11 protein-coding genes, 1 pseudogene and 1 riboswitch are annotated in these 12,591 nt (G+C 55.1%); of the genes and pseudogenes, 6 read left to right on the forward strand and 6 right to left on the reverse strand.

Features of this window, described 5'->3' with window-relative positions:
- Positions 1-44 precede the first annotated feature (44 nt).
- The gene (gene mmsB / locus RT613_RS19525; protein ID WP_313618084.1) at positions 45-1,241 is read left to right on the forward strand and encodes a multiple monosaccharide ABC transporter permease; all 1,197 of its coding nucleotides are present in this window, start codon (positions 45-47) and stop codon (positions 1,239-1,241) included.
- A 99-nt stretch (positions 1,242-1,340) separates the two neighbouring features.
- Positions 1,341-2,336 carry an AraD1 family protein gene (gene araD1 / locus RT613_RS19530; protein WP_313618051.1) on the forward strand — a complete coding sequence of 332 codons (996 nt, stop codon included), beginning with the start codon at positions 1,341-1,343 and terminating at the stop codon, positions 2,334-2,336.
- An 81-nt stretch (positions 2,337-2,417) separates the two neighbouring features.
- On the opposite strand, the gene RT613_RS19535 is transcribed toward araD1, so the two are convergent.
- Entirely contained in the window at positions 2,418-2,831 is a 414-nt protein-coding gene (locus RT613_RS19535) for a VOC family protein (protein ID WP_313618052.1), read from the reverse strand.
- Positions 2,832-2,956: 125 nt separating this feature from the next.
- Here RT613_RS19535 and RT613_RS19540 point away from each other — a divergent pair, with 125 nt between their 5' ends.
- Positions 2,957-3,748, forward strand: coding sequence for a transglutaminase family protein (locus RT613_RS19540; protein ID WP_313618053.1), 792 nt, complete (start codon positions 2,957-2,959; stop codon positions 3,746-3,748).
- On the opposite strand, the gene RT613_RS19545 is transcribed toward RT613_RS19540, so the two are convergent.
- From RT613_RS19545 to RT613_RS19560, 4 genes are read right to left on the reverse strand one after another with little or no spacing between them, the layout of a single operon-like run.
- Entirely contained in the window at positions 3,745-4,347 is a 603-nt protein-coding gene (locus RT613_RS19545; protein WP_313618054.1) for a class I SAM-dependent methyltransferase, read from the reverse strand. The genes RT613_RS19540 and RT613_RS19545 overlap by 4 nt on opposite strands.
- Positions 4,348-4,360: 13 nt before the next feature.
- Entirely contained in the window at positions 4,361-5,176 is an 816-nt protein-coding gene (locus RT613_RS19550; RefSeq protein ID WP_313618055.1) for a transglutaminase family protein, read from the reverse strand.
- 19 nt (positions 5,177-5,195) lie between these two features.
- The gene (locus RT613_RS19555) at positions 5,196-6,137 is read right to left on the reverse strand and encodes an alpha-E domain-containing protein (protein ID WP_313618056.1); all 942 of its coding nucleotides are present in this window, start codon (positions 6,135-6,137) and stop codon (positions 5,196-5,198) included.
- 3 nt (positions 6,138-6,140) lie between these two features.
- On the reverse strand, positions 6,141-7,550 hold the full coding sequence (locus RT613_RS19560) for a circularly permuted type 2 ATP-grasp protein (RefSeq protein ID WP_313618057.1): 1,410 nt from the start codon (positions 7,548-7,550) through the stop codon (positions 6,141-6,143).
- 439 nt (positions 7,551-7,989) lie between these two features.
- Here RT613_RS19560 and RT613_RS19565 point away from each other — a divergent pair, with 439 nt between their 5' ends.
- Both RT613_RS19565 and thiC read left to right on the forward strand, forming a co-directional pair.
- Positions 7,990-8,604 (forward strand): L,D-transpeptidase, encoded by a 615-nt coding sequence (locus RT613_RS19565; RefSeq protein ID WP_313618058.1) that lies wholly within the window; start codon positions 7,990-7,992, stop codon positions 8,602-8,604.
- A 217-nt stretch (positions 8,605-8,821) separates the two neighbouring features.
- A riboswitch (TPP riboswitch) is annotated at positions 8,822-8,941 on the forward strand.
- Positions 8,942-9,027: 86 nt separating this feature from the next.
- Positions 9,028-10,857, forward strand: coding sequence for a phosphomethylpyrimidine synthase ThiC (thiC, locus tag RT613_RS19570; protein WP_313618059.1), 1,830 nt, complete (start codon positions 9,028-9,030; stop codon positions 10,855-10,857).
- A gap of 43 nt (positions 10,858-10,900) precedes the next feature.
- Here thiC and RT613_RS19575 read toward each other — a convergent pair whose 3' ends face one another.
- Positions 10,901-12,124 (reverse strand): multidrug effflux MFS transporter, encoded by a 1,224-nt coding sequence (locus tag RT613_RS19575; RefSeq protein WP_313618060.1) that lies wholly within the window; start codon positions 12,122-12,124, stop codon positions 10,901-10,903.
- A 253-nt stretch (positions 12,125-12,377) separates the two neighbouring features.
- On the opposite strand from RT613_RS19575, the pseudogene RT613_RS19580 reads away from it, so the two are divergent.
- Positions 12,378-12,591: pseudogene (locus RT613_RS19580) on the forward strand (class II glutamine amidotransferase); the annotation flags it as partial.

Raw genomic sequence — 12,591 nt, forward strand, 5'->3', positions numbered from 1 at the left:
GAAAGCATCATGCGCGCTATCATGCGCTCAGGGGAGAAGAACTCATGAGTTCGGCCAATACTACTACCGAAGAAAGCAACGTCGTTTCCATCTCGTCCTATCTGCGGAGCAATATCCGGGAATACGGGATGCTGCTTGCGCTCGTCGCGATCATGCTGTTCTTCCAGGTCTATACCGGCGGTATCCTGTTTGCCCCGACCAACCTGACCAACCTCGTTCTGCAGAACTCGTTCATCGTCATCATGGCGCTGGGCATGTTGCTGGTCATTGTGGCAGGGCATATCGACCTTTCGGTTGGCTCTATCGTTGCCTTCGTTGGCGCGATTGCGGCCATTTTGACCGTGCAATGGGGCTGGCACCCGCTCTTGGCAGCGATTGTCTGTCTGGCTGTTGGTGGCATTATTGGAGCGGCGCAGGGTTACTGGATTGCCTATCATCGCATTCCGTCGTTCATCGTGACTTTGGCTGGCATGCTGGTGTTTCGTGGTCTGACGCTGTTTGTACTGGGTGGTAAGAACATCGGCCCGTTCCCGCGTGACTTTCAGATCATCAGCACCGGCTTCCTGCCAGATATCGGTGGCATCGAAGGCCTCAACACCACATCGATGATCATCACCATCCTGATTCCGTTGGTTATGTTCTTCCTCAGCTGGCGGCGCCGTGTGGTCAATCAGAGCCATGGCATCGATGTTGAGCCGCTCAGCTTCTTTGTTATCCAGAATCTGCTGGTGACAGCGGCGATCCTGTTCCTTGGTTACAAGCTGTCATCCAACCGTGGTCTGCCAAACGTTCTGATCGTGATGCTGGTGTTGATTGCATTCTACAGCTTCATTACCCGTCGCACGACCATCGGCCGTCGTATCTACGCGCTCGGTGGCAATGAAAAGGCAACCAAGCTCTCGGGTATCAACACCGAGCGCTTGAGCTTCCTGACCTTCGTCAACATGGGTGTTTTGGCTGGTCTGGCCGGCATGATCATTGCAACCCGCCTCAACTCGGCAACGCCGAAGGCCGGTGTGGGCTTCGAGCTTGACGTGATCGCGGCCTGCTTTATCGGTGGAGCGTCTGCATCTGGCGGCGTGGGCAAGATCACCGGTGCGGTTATCGGCGCCTTCATCATGGGTGTGATGAACAACGGTATGTCGATTGTCGGTCTCGGCATCGACTTCCAGCAGATGGTCAAGGGCCTCGTGCTGCTGGCTGCCGTGTTCTTCGACGTTTACAACAAGAACAAGGGCTGATCTTCGGATCAGTCTTCCATCCTCACCATAGAGGTTTTTCACGGCCGTTCAGCGGCCGTGTTCATGTCTAAAGCTTTTAATGCCGGGAAAGGAAATACCGTGCTGATTTCACAGATCAAGGATGCCAGTGGCAAGCTGGTCGTGGCCGTTCGTGAAGACGGTGGCGAGGCGCGTGCCGTCAACAATGCTGCGTCCGTTTATGCATTGGCAATCGAGGCTGCAAATGGCGGCAAGAGCCTTGCCGATGTCGTCAAGGCGCATGGTCTTGGTGATGTTGTGGATTTGGAAAAAGCCTATGCTGAAGGTCGCTTCCTGGCGCCGATCACCCATCCGGATCCAGCGCACCTGCACCTGACCGGCACGGGCCTGACACATCTCGGTTCTGCTGCAACGCGCGACAGCATGCACAAAAAGGCTTCTGAGACGGCAGAAGAAACGCTGACCGACTCCATGAAGATGTTCAAGATGGGTCTTGAGGACGGCAAGCCGAAGGCTGGCGAAAAGGGCGTTCAGCCGGAGTGGTTCTACAAGGGTAACGGTTATGTTGCCACGGCCCCAGGTGCAGCGCTTTCTTCTCCATCCTTTGCTCTGGACGGTGGTGAAGAGCCTGAAATGGCTGGTATCTACGTCATCTCGGACAAGGGCGAGCCCTTCCGTATCGGCTTTGCAGTTTCCAACGAGTTTTCCGATCACGTTACCGAGCGGATCAACTACCTTTATCTCGCGCATTCCAAGCTGCGTCCCGCCAGCTTCGGCCCGGAAATCCGCGTTGGTGCGCCACCTGCCGACATTCGTGGCACGTCGCGTATCCTCCGCAACGGCAAGGCGATCTTTGAAAAGCCGTTCCTGTCGGGTGAGGACAACATGTCCCATACGTTCGAGAACCTCGAATACCACCACTTCAAATATGGTCTGTTCCGCGCACCGGGCGATGTGCATGTTCACATGTTCGGTACGGCAACACTGTCCTTTGCTGACGGCGTGAAGCCGGAAGCTGGCGACGTGTTTGAAATTGAAGCTGCCGGTTTTGGCCTGCCGCTCAAGAACCCGCTGAAGGTTGAGGCTGAAGAAACCATTGCGGTAAAGCAGCTCTAATTTTCAGAACGCGCGCGAACCGCGCTCTTCGACAAAAATTTAAGGCCCTGAACTTTGCGGTTCAGGGCTTTTCGTTGTGGCCTAGGTTGAGGGCTCCCAGAGCCCGGCTTCGCCAACCTCAACAGAGTTGCCCGCGGGGTCTCTGATGTAGACGGAGTAGGTGCCGTTGTTCCAGCGTTGATAGTGCTCGACCTCAATACCCAGCGACTGAAAATGATCCCGCCATGTGTCGACCTCGGCCTTGTTGTCGACGCGGAAACAGAAGTGGCCAGTCCCGGTGGTGCCATGACGTGGAATGAGGTTTGCGGCATCGGCAGTGCGAGATTTCTCCGGATCAAAGATCAGCAGCATCTGTTGGCCGCAGCGGAAAAATACAAATTGCCCGGCAAGTTTTCGCAAAATCTCAAGCCCGAATACCTCGTGGTAGAAGCGTTCGGCGGCGTCGAGGTCACTGGCGTAAATCACCGTTTCCAAAATGGCCTGTGGTGGTTTCATCCTTCCCTCCTTTGAGAGCGTACAGTTTAGAACACGTCTCTGTGTTCGGTTCTCCTCGAAATAACGCTTGAACCTCTAGTCGCTGTAGCTTGTACGCTTTCACCATGGAGTTGAAGGATGACGTCATGATGGAAGACGAGGCAAGGAAATATCTCGCGGAAACCGCTCTTTTGAATTTTGGATCGGGCAGCATACAGTGGCTTGTAAAAACACGAGGCTGGTCTGACCTGTCACTTTATGCACGGATCGGCGCCGCCTATGATTTTGTGAGAAACGAAATCAACTTCGGATACAACAGCGCCGATGATATTCCAGCAAGCGAGGTGCTTGCCGATGGTTACGGCCAGTGTAATACCAAGGCGACGCTGCTGATGGCGCTGCTGCGCGCTCTCAATATTCCCTGCCGTTTGCATGGTTTTACCATTCACAAGGGCTTGCAGCGCGGTATCGTGCCGGAACTTGTCTATGGCATCGCACCTGAAAACATTCTGCACAGTTGGGTTGAGGTCTACCATCAGGGCAATTGGGTGGAACTTGAAGGTTTCATTCTGGATGCAGCTTTCCTGAAAACGCTGCAAGGCAAATTTGCCGGGCAGGGGTCGCCTTTGTGTGGATACGGTGCAGAAACCGATTGCCTTGAAGCGCCTGATGTCGAGTGGAATGGCCGCAGCACCTACATCCAGAAAACCGGCATCAATGCCGATCTGGGCCTGTTTGACAGTCCGGATGCCTTTTATCGCCAGCACAGACAGGCAATTACCGGGTTGAAGGGCCTTTTATACCGCAGTGTTATCCGCCATTGGATGAATGCGCGTGTTGCCAAAATTCGCGGTGGTCAGATACCGCTTATTCCGGGTGGGCCGACAGCCCATGCGCATCAGGCGGGTGGTGTTCTTGCCAGACGTGGCGATATCTAAGTCTTGGTGGCGGTGACATGCAGCCATTGCGTGGGCTTCTTGTCGTAACCACCACCCGGCGCGGTCTCGATTGCAACAGAAGCCCAGGGATAATGTTTGTAGAGGTCGCTCAGCCAGTCTTGCGAGGGGTAATTGTAATAGCGGTCGAACTGATCGCGCCCATCGGCCTCACCAGCCTTGAAACTGGCGTAAAATACACCGCGGTCCTTTAGTGCGGTGTGAATGCGTCCGATAATATCGCCAAGTGAACTGCGTGGCACATGCAACAGGCAGGCATTGGCCCAGATGCCATCATATGCCTGTCGAGCATCGATATCTTCAAACAACAGGGCTTTAACGGGGATGCCAAGCCGCTTTTGCGCAGCCTGCGCAATCTCGGCCGTTCCATCCGTGGGGTGCACGTCAAAACCGCTGGCAATCATCACAGCGCTGTCTTGCCCACCGCCACAGCCAAGTTCAAGAATACTGGCGGCAGGCGGAAGCAGGTCTAAAAAACTGGCGAGCCGCGGGTGCAAGGTCGCATCCCGTCGCGCCGCGTAGACCTCAGCTTCCTGCGCATAAAACCCGAGCGTGGTGGTGTCGTGCTTGCGATCATCCATCCCGTCGACAACCCTAACTCTGCGACTGGCTTTGTGCCTGTTCCACGGTGACTAGGACGTTCAGATCTTCGCTTGAGCTACCAATCCGCATACCGGAAATCGGCGCGCAATCGCGGTAACACAGGCCGGATGCAATCGTCACGTAGCGGTCATTGGGGCAGATGTTGTTGGCAGCATCAAAACCGACCCATCCAAGGCCAGTAATATGCGCCTGTGCCCATGCGTGGGTTGCTGCCTGTTCGGTGACGCCGTCCATCAACAGGTATCCGGAGACATAGCGGGCCGGAATGTTGAGCAATCTCGCCGTCGAAATGAAGATATGGGCGTGATCCTGACAGACCCCGGTCTGGGCTTCCAGTGCCTGCTCGGCCGTAGTGTCGCTGTCGGTTGAACCGGGTTGATATTTGACCGTCTTGTGGATGGTTTCCATCAGTCCATGCAGTTTTGCCAGCTCGTTTTCGCCGCTCACACTGCGTGCCAGTTCGCGGATCAGCTTGCCCGGCTTGGTACGGGGTGTTTCGCGCATGAACAGCCATAGCGGTGCATAGCTGTTGTGCGGGCCATAAACACCGGCACGATCTTCCGTTTCAACCTCACCGGAGGCCGTTACGGTGACGGTCTGGCTCTGGCCTTCAATCTCGACCAGTTCCACCCGGTTGCCAAAGTGGTCGTCGTAATTGGCTTCGACCGTTGCCCCTTCAACGGTGACCGCCCAGTGCCTGACCGTCTGGCCTGGACCCGTTGTCGGGTTCAGGCGCACACGCTGCAGGGCGTAGGGCACTGGGGCATCATACACATAACGGGTAACGTGGTTTATTTTCAGACGCATGGTTCCATCCGTTCCCCGCTCATTGGTAGAAGCGGTAGCCTTCCGTGATTTCCTGACCGAGCTGGCTGTTCCTGTGAATGAAGTCCTCGAGGAATTCATGCAGACCGCCATCCATGATGCGATTGATTGTCGTGCTTTTCAGGCTTGCGCGAATGGCATCGGCCGTCTTATGGGCCTGATGTTTTTCATCATAGTCCGTGGCCAGATAACCAAGATTGCTGACTATCTTTTCGTAGCAATAGGCAAGTGAACGAGGCATGCGACCATTGAGGATCAGGAAGTCGGCGATATTGGCCGGTTTGTATTCCGCATCATAAACCCATCCGTAGGAACGATGAGCCGAAACGGAACGCAAAATGGATTCCCACTGGGCATTGTCCAGTGAGGAGCCGACTTGTGCTGCTGCCGGTAGGAGCACGTAATATTTCACATCCAGGATCCGTGCCGTGTTATCGGCGCGCTCCATGAAGGTGCCAATGCGTGAGAAATTGTAGAGGTCATTGCGCAGCATCGAACCGTGGAATGCACCACGCACCAGGCCGGCACGTTGTTTGATGGCGTCGATGCACTGTGGAAGTTCGGCAGCCTTTACCTTGCGGGACAGCATCCCTTTTACTTCGATCCAGAATTCGTTGGTTGCTTCCCATGTTTCCCGGGTGAGGGCAGTTCGCACCATGCGGGCATTGTTACGTCCCGCCTCGATGCAGGACATCACGCTGGATGGGTTGCTCTTGTCACGCAGCAGATAATCGATAGCGTCGCTTGAGGTGACACGGTCGTGAATTTCCCCAAAGCTTTCACGCACGCCAGCGCTTTGCAGCACACCGTCCCAATCCTCATCACCGCTGCCGCTGCGCGTCAGGGAAACACGAAGGCCGGCATCAATCAGTCGGGCAATGTTTTCAGCTCGTTCGATGTACCGGAACATCCAGTAAAGTCCGTTTGCAGTCCGTCCCAGCATGCTTTAGTCCTCCAGTACCCATGTATCCTTGGTGCCGCCACCCTGGCTGGAATTCACCACCAGAGAGCCAGCCTTGAGCGCAACGCGCGTCAAGCCACCAGGAATGATACGGACCTTGTCGGACACCAGAACGTAAGGACGCAGATCGACGTGGCGGGGGGCAATGCCATTCTTGACCATGATCGGAACCGTCGAAAGCGAAAGTGTCGGTTGGGCAATGTAATTGCCGGGCCGTGCCCGCAGCTTGTCTGCAAACTGGGCGCGTTCCTTTTTGCTGGCCGTTGGGCCAACAAGCATGCCGTAACCACCCGAGCCATGAACTTCCTTCACCACGAGTTCGGCGAGGTTATCGAGCACGTATTTAAGGCTGTCCGGTTCGGAACAGCGCCAGGTCGGCACGTTTTCGAGCAGTGGTTTGCGGCCGGTGTAGAACTCGACGATCTCTGGCATGTAAGAATAGATTGCCTTGTCGTCGGAAATGCCGGTGCCAGGCGCATTGGCAATGGTGATGTTGCCTGCGCGGTAGACATCCATGATGCCTGGAATGCCAAGGGCAGAATCCGGACGGAAGGTCAGCGGGTCAAGGAAATCATCATCAACACGGCGGTAAAGCACATCGATGGCTTCGTAGCCGCGGGTGGTGCGCATCTTTACCTTGCCATCCATGACTCTGAGGTCGGATCCTTCCACCAGTTCCACGCCCATCATGTCGGCCAGGAAGGAGTGTTCGTAATAGGCGGAGTTGTAGATGCCGGGGGTCAGAACCGCGACACGCGGTTTGCCGGTGCAGCCGGGTGGCGCCAGTGAGGCCAGCGATTGACGCAACAGATAAGGGTAGTCCTCAACGCGCTGGACCTTGTTCTCATGGAACAGCTCGGGGAACATCTGCATCATGGTTTCGCGGTTTTCCAGCATGTAGCTGACACCGGACGGTGTGCGGGCATTGTCTTCCAGCACGTAAAACTGGTCTTCGCCGGTCCGTACAATGTCGGTTCCGACAATGTGGGTGTAAACACCACCGGGCGGTGTGAAGCCGATCATTTCAGGCAGGAAGGCTTCGTTTTTCTCGATCAGTTCGCGCGGAATGCGACCAGCGCGAATGATTTCCTGCTTGTGATAGATGTCATCCAGAAATGAATTCAGTGCGATGACACGCTGTTCGATACCTTGCGCGAGCTTGCGCCATTCGCGACCAGAAATGATGCGGGGAATGATGTCGAAGGGGATCAGCTTTTCGGAGCTGTCTTCATGTCCGTAAACTGCAAAGGTGATACCGGTTTTCCGGAAGATCTTTTCCGCGTCTTCTGATTTGCGGATCAGGTGCGCCCTGTCCTGGCGGTCGTACCACTCGTTATAGTTTTGATATGGGCTCCGCGGAGTGTTGTCCGCACTTATCATTTCGTCAAATGCCAACGGTATGTTCCCCATTTTTTACCATTTGAATACAACGTTAGATGCAATGCAAGAACCATGCGCAGTTCAGCAAAAAGATTTTTTTATTCTTTGGTTCAAGAAAAAGACCACGCAAATCAGGAATTTGCGCTGCTCGCTCTGTGTAAAAATTCGGCATTTGCGTAAAGGTTCCGGGTGGTTGAGGATTATCTCCGACGACCGCCTGCGCGATAAAAATGCGATTGCTTAAATTTTACTCTGAATTGCAATTTTTGCTTTCGTGGAAAAGGATGTTGGCGTCACGAAGGGCATTTCATGTTTGAAAGCCGTTTCAAAATATCGTCGGTGGGGCAGGTGTGAGCTAGCGGGTGAAAGCTTAACCTTTCGCGCCATGGTTTAGGATATTGTTAACCATAAAATTATACCTCTTGTTCATATTCGATTGGATGACGGGGGTAATATGTCCATCTCACGCCGTGCGGTATTGTTCGGTCTGCCGCTTTTCGTTGCCGGTTGCGCAAGCACCGGTGTTCCGATGACGCAAAAATACGCCGCGAAGCCTGAGGAAAGATTCCCACTTCCTGCCATGCCGCTTGACAAGATCAAGCCGGAACTGCGCCGCCAGGAAGTTGCTTATGAAACAAGCCATCCCGCCGGTACCGTTGTGGTGGATACGCCTGCTCGTCGGCTTTATTACGTCATGGGCGAAGGTCGTGCCATGCGTTATGGCGTCGGTGTTGGTCGCCAGGGTCTGGCGCTGAAGGGTGATGCCTATATCGGCCGCAAGGCAGAATGGCCAAGCTGGACGCCAACCGCCAACATGATGCGTCGCGATCCAAAAAACCTCAAATATGCTGGCGGCATGCCTGGTGGCCTGAACAATCCGCTCGGTGCACGGGCGCTCTATCTCTATCGCGGTGGCAATGACACCATGTTCCGCCTGCATGGTACCAATCAGCCGCAGTCCATCGGTCATGCGATGTCCAGCGGCTGCATTCGTATGCTGAACCATGATGTCATCGATCTTTTCGAACGTGTGCCGGTTGGCGCACGCGTGGTCGTGATGCAGGCATGAGACATCCCCCAGATTTGAGATAAAGCTGGGGAAAAGCGTGCGGCACATGCCGCACGCGACAGATCGAATTGAGGCTGTGACAACAGCCGGACTAAGCCCGGAGCAGATGTGTTCCGGGCTTTTCTTATGGTATTCAGGTGTCGATACGGAGTTCTTGGGGCGTCAAATATCGCTCTCCCCATCCTATTGACAGTTTCCATCACAGCCAGCAGTCTTTGAACCTCACCAGGGGTGTCCCGACAAGGGGCTGAGATACTGCTAGGCCGCAAGGCAGCGCAGGGACCCTATGAACCTGATCCAGTTCATACTGGCGTAGGGAAGGTGCGGGGTGCCTGCTGGCCATTGCGGTTGGCATGTTTGTGGTACCTTTTCTACCTCCTGTCAGAGCTGGGTCTCCATCGCTGTTAGAGAGGAGCCTCGCACATGACGTCTCAACCCAAAGGACAACAGTTCAAGTCGGCAACGCCTGCCGTAACGACTGGTCCGCATCCTGCCTCGACCAAGGTCTTCAGGCCGGGTGTTCTGCATCCGGACATCCGTGTCCCGATGCGTGAAATAGCTTTGCACCCCAGCGCCGGTGAGCCTCCGGTTGTGGTGTATGATTCTTCCGGCCCCTATACGGATCCATCCGTTGAGATCGCCATTGAGCGCGGTTTGCCCCGTTTGCGTGAAAACTGGGTCAAGGCACGTGGTGATGTCGCGCAATATGACGGTCGGTCCGTCAAGCCGGAGGATAACGGCTTTGTTTCAGCCGATCGTTTGACACCTGCTTTTCCGGTTCAGCACAGGCCTTTCAAGGCGCGAGATGGCAAGCCTGTTACCCAGCTTGCCTATGCGCGGGCGGGTATCATCACACCGGAAATGGAATTTGTCGCCATTCGTGAAAATCTCGGCCGTGCGCAGGCGCGTGCTGCGCTGGAACGTGATGGTGAAAGTTTCGGCGCTGCTGTTCCTGATTTCGTGACACCAGAATTTGTTCGGGACGAGGTTGCACGAGGGCGGGCGGTCATCCCGGCCAATGTCAACCATCCCGAACTTGAGCCGATGGCGATCGGTCGCAATTTCCTCGTCAAGATCAACGCCAATATCGGCAATTCCGCCGTCACCTCATCCATGGCGGAAGAGGTGGAAAAAATGGTCTGGGCCACCCGTTGGGGAGCCGATACGGTGATGGACCTGTCGACTGGCCGCAACATTCACAATATCCGCGACTGGATCATCCGCAATTCGCCGGTGCCGATCGGCACGGTGCCGATCTATCAGGCGTTGGAGAAAGTTGGTGGCGTTGCCGAGGACCTGAACTGGGAGGTTTTCCGCGATACGCTGATCGAACAGGCGGAGCAGGGCGTTGATTATTTCACCATTCACGCCGGCGTCCGGCTGCACTATATCCCGCTGACGGTTAACCGCGTCACCGGCATCGTATCGCGTGGCGGTTCGATCATGGCCAAGTGGTGCCTTCATCATCACCGCGAGAGTTTCCTCTACGAACATTTCGAGGAAATCTGCGATATTTGTCGCGCTTACGACGTGTCGTTTTCGCTTGGGGACGGGTTGCGGCCCGGCTCGATTGCCGATGCCAATGACGCGGCGCAATTTGCCGAGCTGGAAACGCTGGGAGAATTGACCCAGATCGCCTGGGCCAAGGATTGCCAGGTGATGATTGAAGGTCCGGGTCATGTGCCAATGCACAAGATCAAGGAAAACATGGACAAGCAGCTTAGTGTGTGCGGCGAGGCGCCGTTCTACACATTGGGGCCGCTCACCACCGACATTGCGCCGGGATATGACCATATTACCAGCGGCATTGGCGCGGCGATGATTGGTTGGTTCGGAACGGCGATGTTGTGTTACGTCACGCCGAAGGAACATCTCGGTCTTCCTGATCGCAACGACGTCAAAACCGGTGTGATCACCTATAAGATCGCGGCCCATGCTGCAGATCTTGCCAAGGGGCATCCGGCGGCGAAAATCCGGGATGATGCCCTGTCGCGTGCGCGCTTTGAATTCCGCTGGGAAGACCAGTTCAACCTGTCGCTCGATCCGGATACGGCCAGAAGTTTTCACGATGAAACTCTTCCGAAAGAAGCCCATAAGGTCGCGCATTTCTGCTCGATGTGCGGGCCGAAATTCTGCTCGATGCGCATTTCCCATGACATTCGCTCGGAAGCGCAGAAGGTGGGAATGGCGGCGATGGCAGAGAAATACCGTGAAGATGGTGATCTCTACATGCCGGTTCGCAAAGACGGCTGAGGTTCAGATGGCCCGGTTCCCTCGGGTTCCGGGCTATCTACATTTATCTGATCGCTTCAACGGGCGAGGCATCGCTGCGAAGCGCCAGTTCCGCCAGAAGCAGTGATGTGGCGCCAGCCGCAAAGAAACCCACTGCGAGATTGGTGGGTGTGCCATCGTAAAAACTGCCGATAGCAACGGCAAAAAGCGTGGCCACAAGGCTTGAGCCAGATGCGATCAGTGATGCTCCAAGGCCTGCCACCTGTCCAAGGGAACGCATCGCCATGGCATTGAGGTTGCCGAACAGGATGCCAATGGCAAAAAAGGCGGAAAATCCAAATGCCATCAGCGCGGTGAGTGGCAGATGGCCGTTCCAGAATGCTGACGCCAGCAGCATCAAAAGTCCGGTCAGGGCTAGGCCAAAAAAAGCCGCGCGTGCCATGGTCTCCATGCCAAACCGCTGCACGAATTTTGCGTTGAGGAAGGAAGCCAGGCCGATGCCGGTTGCCAGTGCGGCAAAATAAAACGGGAAGGTTTCCTTGATGCCATAAGCGTCGAAGAACAAATCTGCTGCCGTGCTGAGATAAAGAAGCTGTGCGCCAAACACGATGCCTGTCGTGATGATCAGCAGCGTCACGCGGCGGTTTGACAGGATGCGTCCGCCATTTTTCAACAGCAATCTGGGTCTGAAAGGAATGCGTTTGTCAGCGGGCAGGGTTTCCGGTTGTCGTACCATCAGCCATAGGCCAAGCAGCACCGCCATCACGAGGTAGAGGATGAAAACCATCCGCCATCCTGCCAAGGTGATGACGCCTTGCGCCAGAGCAGGGGCCAGCATTGGCATCAGAATGAACAGGGTAAACATGAATGACATGACGCGGGCCATGTCATTGCCTTCAAACTGGTCGCGGATCATGGCGCGGGTCGCGATCTTCGGGCCGGATACACCAACGCCTTGAAGAAACCGGCCGAGGATGACCATTTCCAGTGACCCTGCCAGCATGGCGATGACCGAACCGACCGCATAGACGCAAAGTCCCAATACGAGTGCCTTTTTGCGTCCCATGGCATCGGATAGTGGCCCCAGAAACAGTTCGCCAAAAGCCATGCCGAAAATGAACAGCGAGATAATGTGCTGGGTGGAAAGTGGTGGCGCGGTGCCTACGTCGTCAACGATCTGGCGAAGCCCCGGCAACAATGCATCGATGCTGAGCGATGTCAGCGACGTCAACAAGGCATAAAGGGCAATGCGTTCACGAAAACTGATGGTGGGTTTTGGCGATGTCATGGGAATGCTGCGTTAAGATAATGCGATGTAACGCCTCTATCAGCTTTGTCGTGAAATTCAGAGTGGTGTCATCGACTTTTGCAGCGGGAAATTGTCGGCGAAATAGTGGTGCAAGATCCGCCGTGCTTGCGCAGTACTTCAAAAGCTGTGGGTGATTGAGTTGCGCAGGCACTTTTTCTAATCATTAATCAATTCGCGCCATATTTTTCCATAAAGTTGCTGTTTGTTAGCAAAAACACGAGAAACCAAAGTTATGTGCCGTTTCCTTGCATATTCAGGTTCCCCCGTTTGGCTCGATTCTTTGTTGATCGAGCCGGAGAGTTCTCTCATCAGCCAATCCATGGCAGCCCGTGAGGCAAAGACAGTGGTCAACGGCGATGGCTGCGGTATCGGTTGGTACGGCAACCGCAAGGAGCCGGGCATGTATAAGGGCATTCTGCCCGCCTGGTCGGATCGCAATCTCACCT

Origin of the sequence: Agrobacterium sp., from assembly GCF_032092815.1 — a bacterium.
GTDB lineage: Bacteria > Pseudomonadota > Alphaproteobacteria > Rhizobiales > Rhizobiaceae > Agrobacterium.

Excerpts from the sequence above, each read along its gene's own strand:
- mmsB (WP_313618084.1), top strand. The coding sequence starts at position 45 with ATGAGTTCGGCCAATACTACTACCGAAGAAAGCAACGTCGTTTCCATC.
- thiC (WP_313618059.1), top strand. The coding sequence starts at position 9,028 with ATGACGTCTCAACCCAAAGGACAACAGTTCAAGTCGGCAACGCCTGCC.
- RT613_RS19545 (WP_313618054.1), bottom strand. The coding sequence starts at position 4,347 with ATGGATGATCGCAAGCACGACACCACCACGCTCGGGTTTTATGCGCAG.
- RT613_RS19550 (WP_313618055.1), bottom strand. The coding sequence starts at position 5,176 with ATGCGTCTGAAAATAAACCACGTTACCCGTTATGTGTATGATGCCCCA.
- RT613_RS19575 (WP_313618060.1), bottom strand. The coding sequence starts at position 12,124 with ATGACATCGCCAAAACCCACCATCAGTTTTCGTGAACGCATTGCCCTT.
- RT613_RS19535 (WP_313618052.1), bottom strand. The coding sequence starts at position 2,831 with ATGAAACCACCACAGGCCATTTTGGAAACGGTGATTTACGCCAGTGAC.
- RT613_RS19540 (WP_313618053.1), top strand. The coding sequence starts at position 2,957 with ATGATGGAAGACGAGGCAAGGAAATATCTCGCGGAAACCGCTCTTTTG.
- RT613_RS19555 (WP_313618056.1), bottom strand. The coding sequence starts at position 6,137 with ATGCTGGGACGGACTGCAAACGGACTTTACTGGATGTTCCGGTACATC.
- RT613_RS19565 (WP_313618058.1), top strand. The coding sequence starts at position 7,990 with ATGTCCATCTCACGCCGTGCGGTATTGTTCGGTCTGCCGCTTTTCGTT.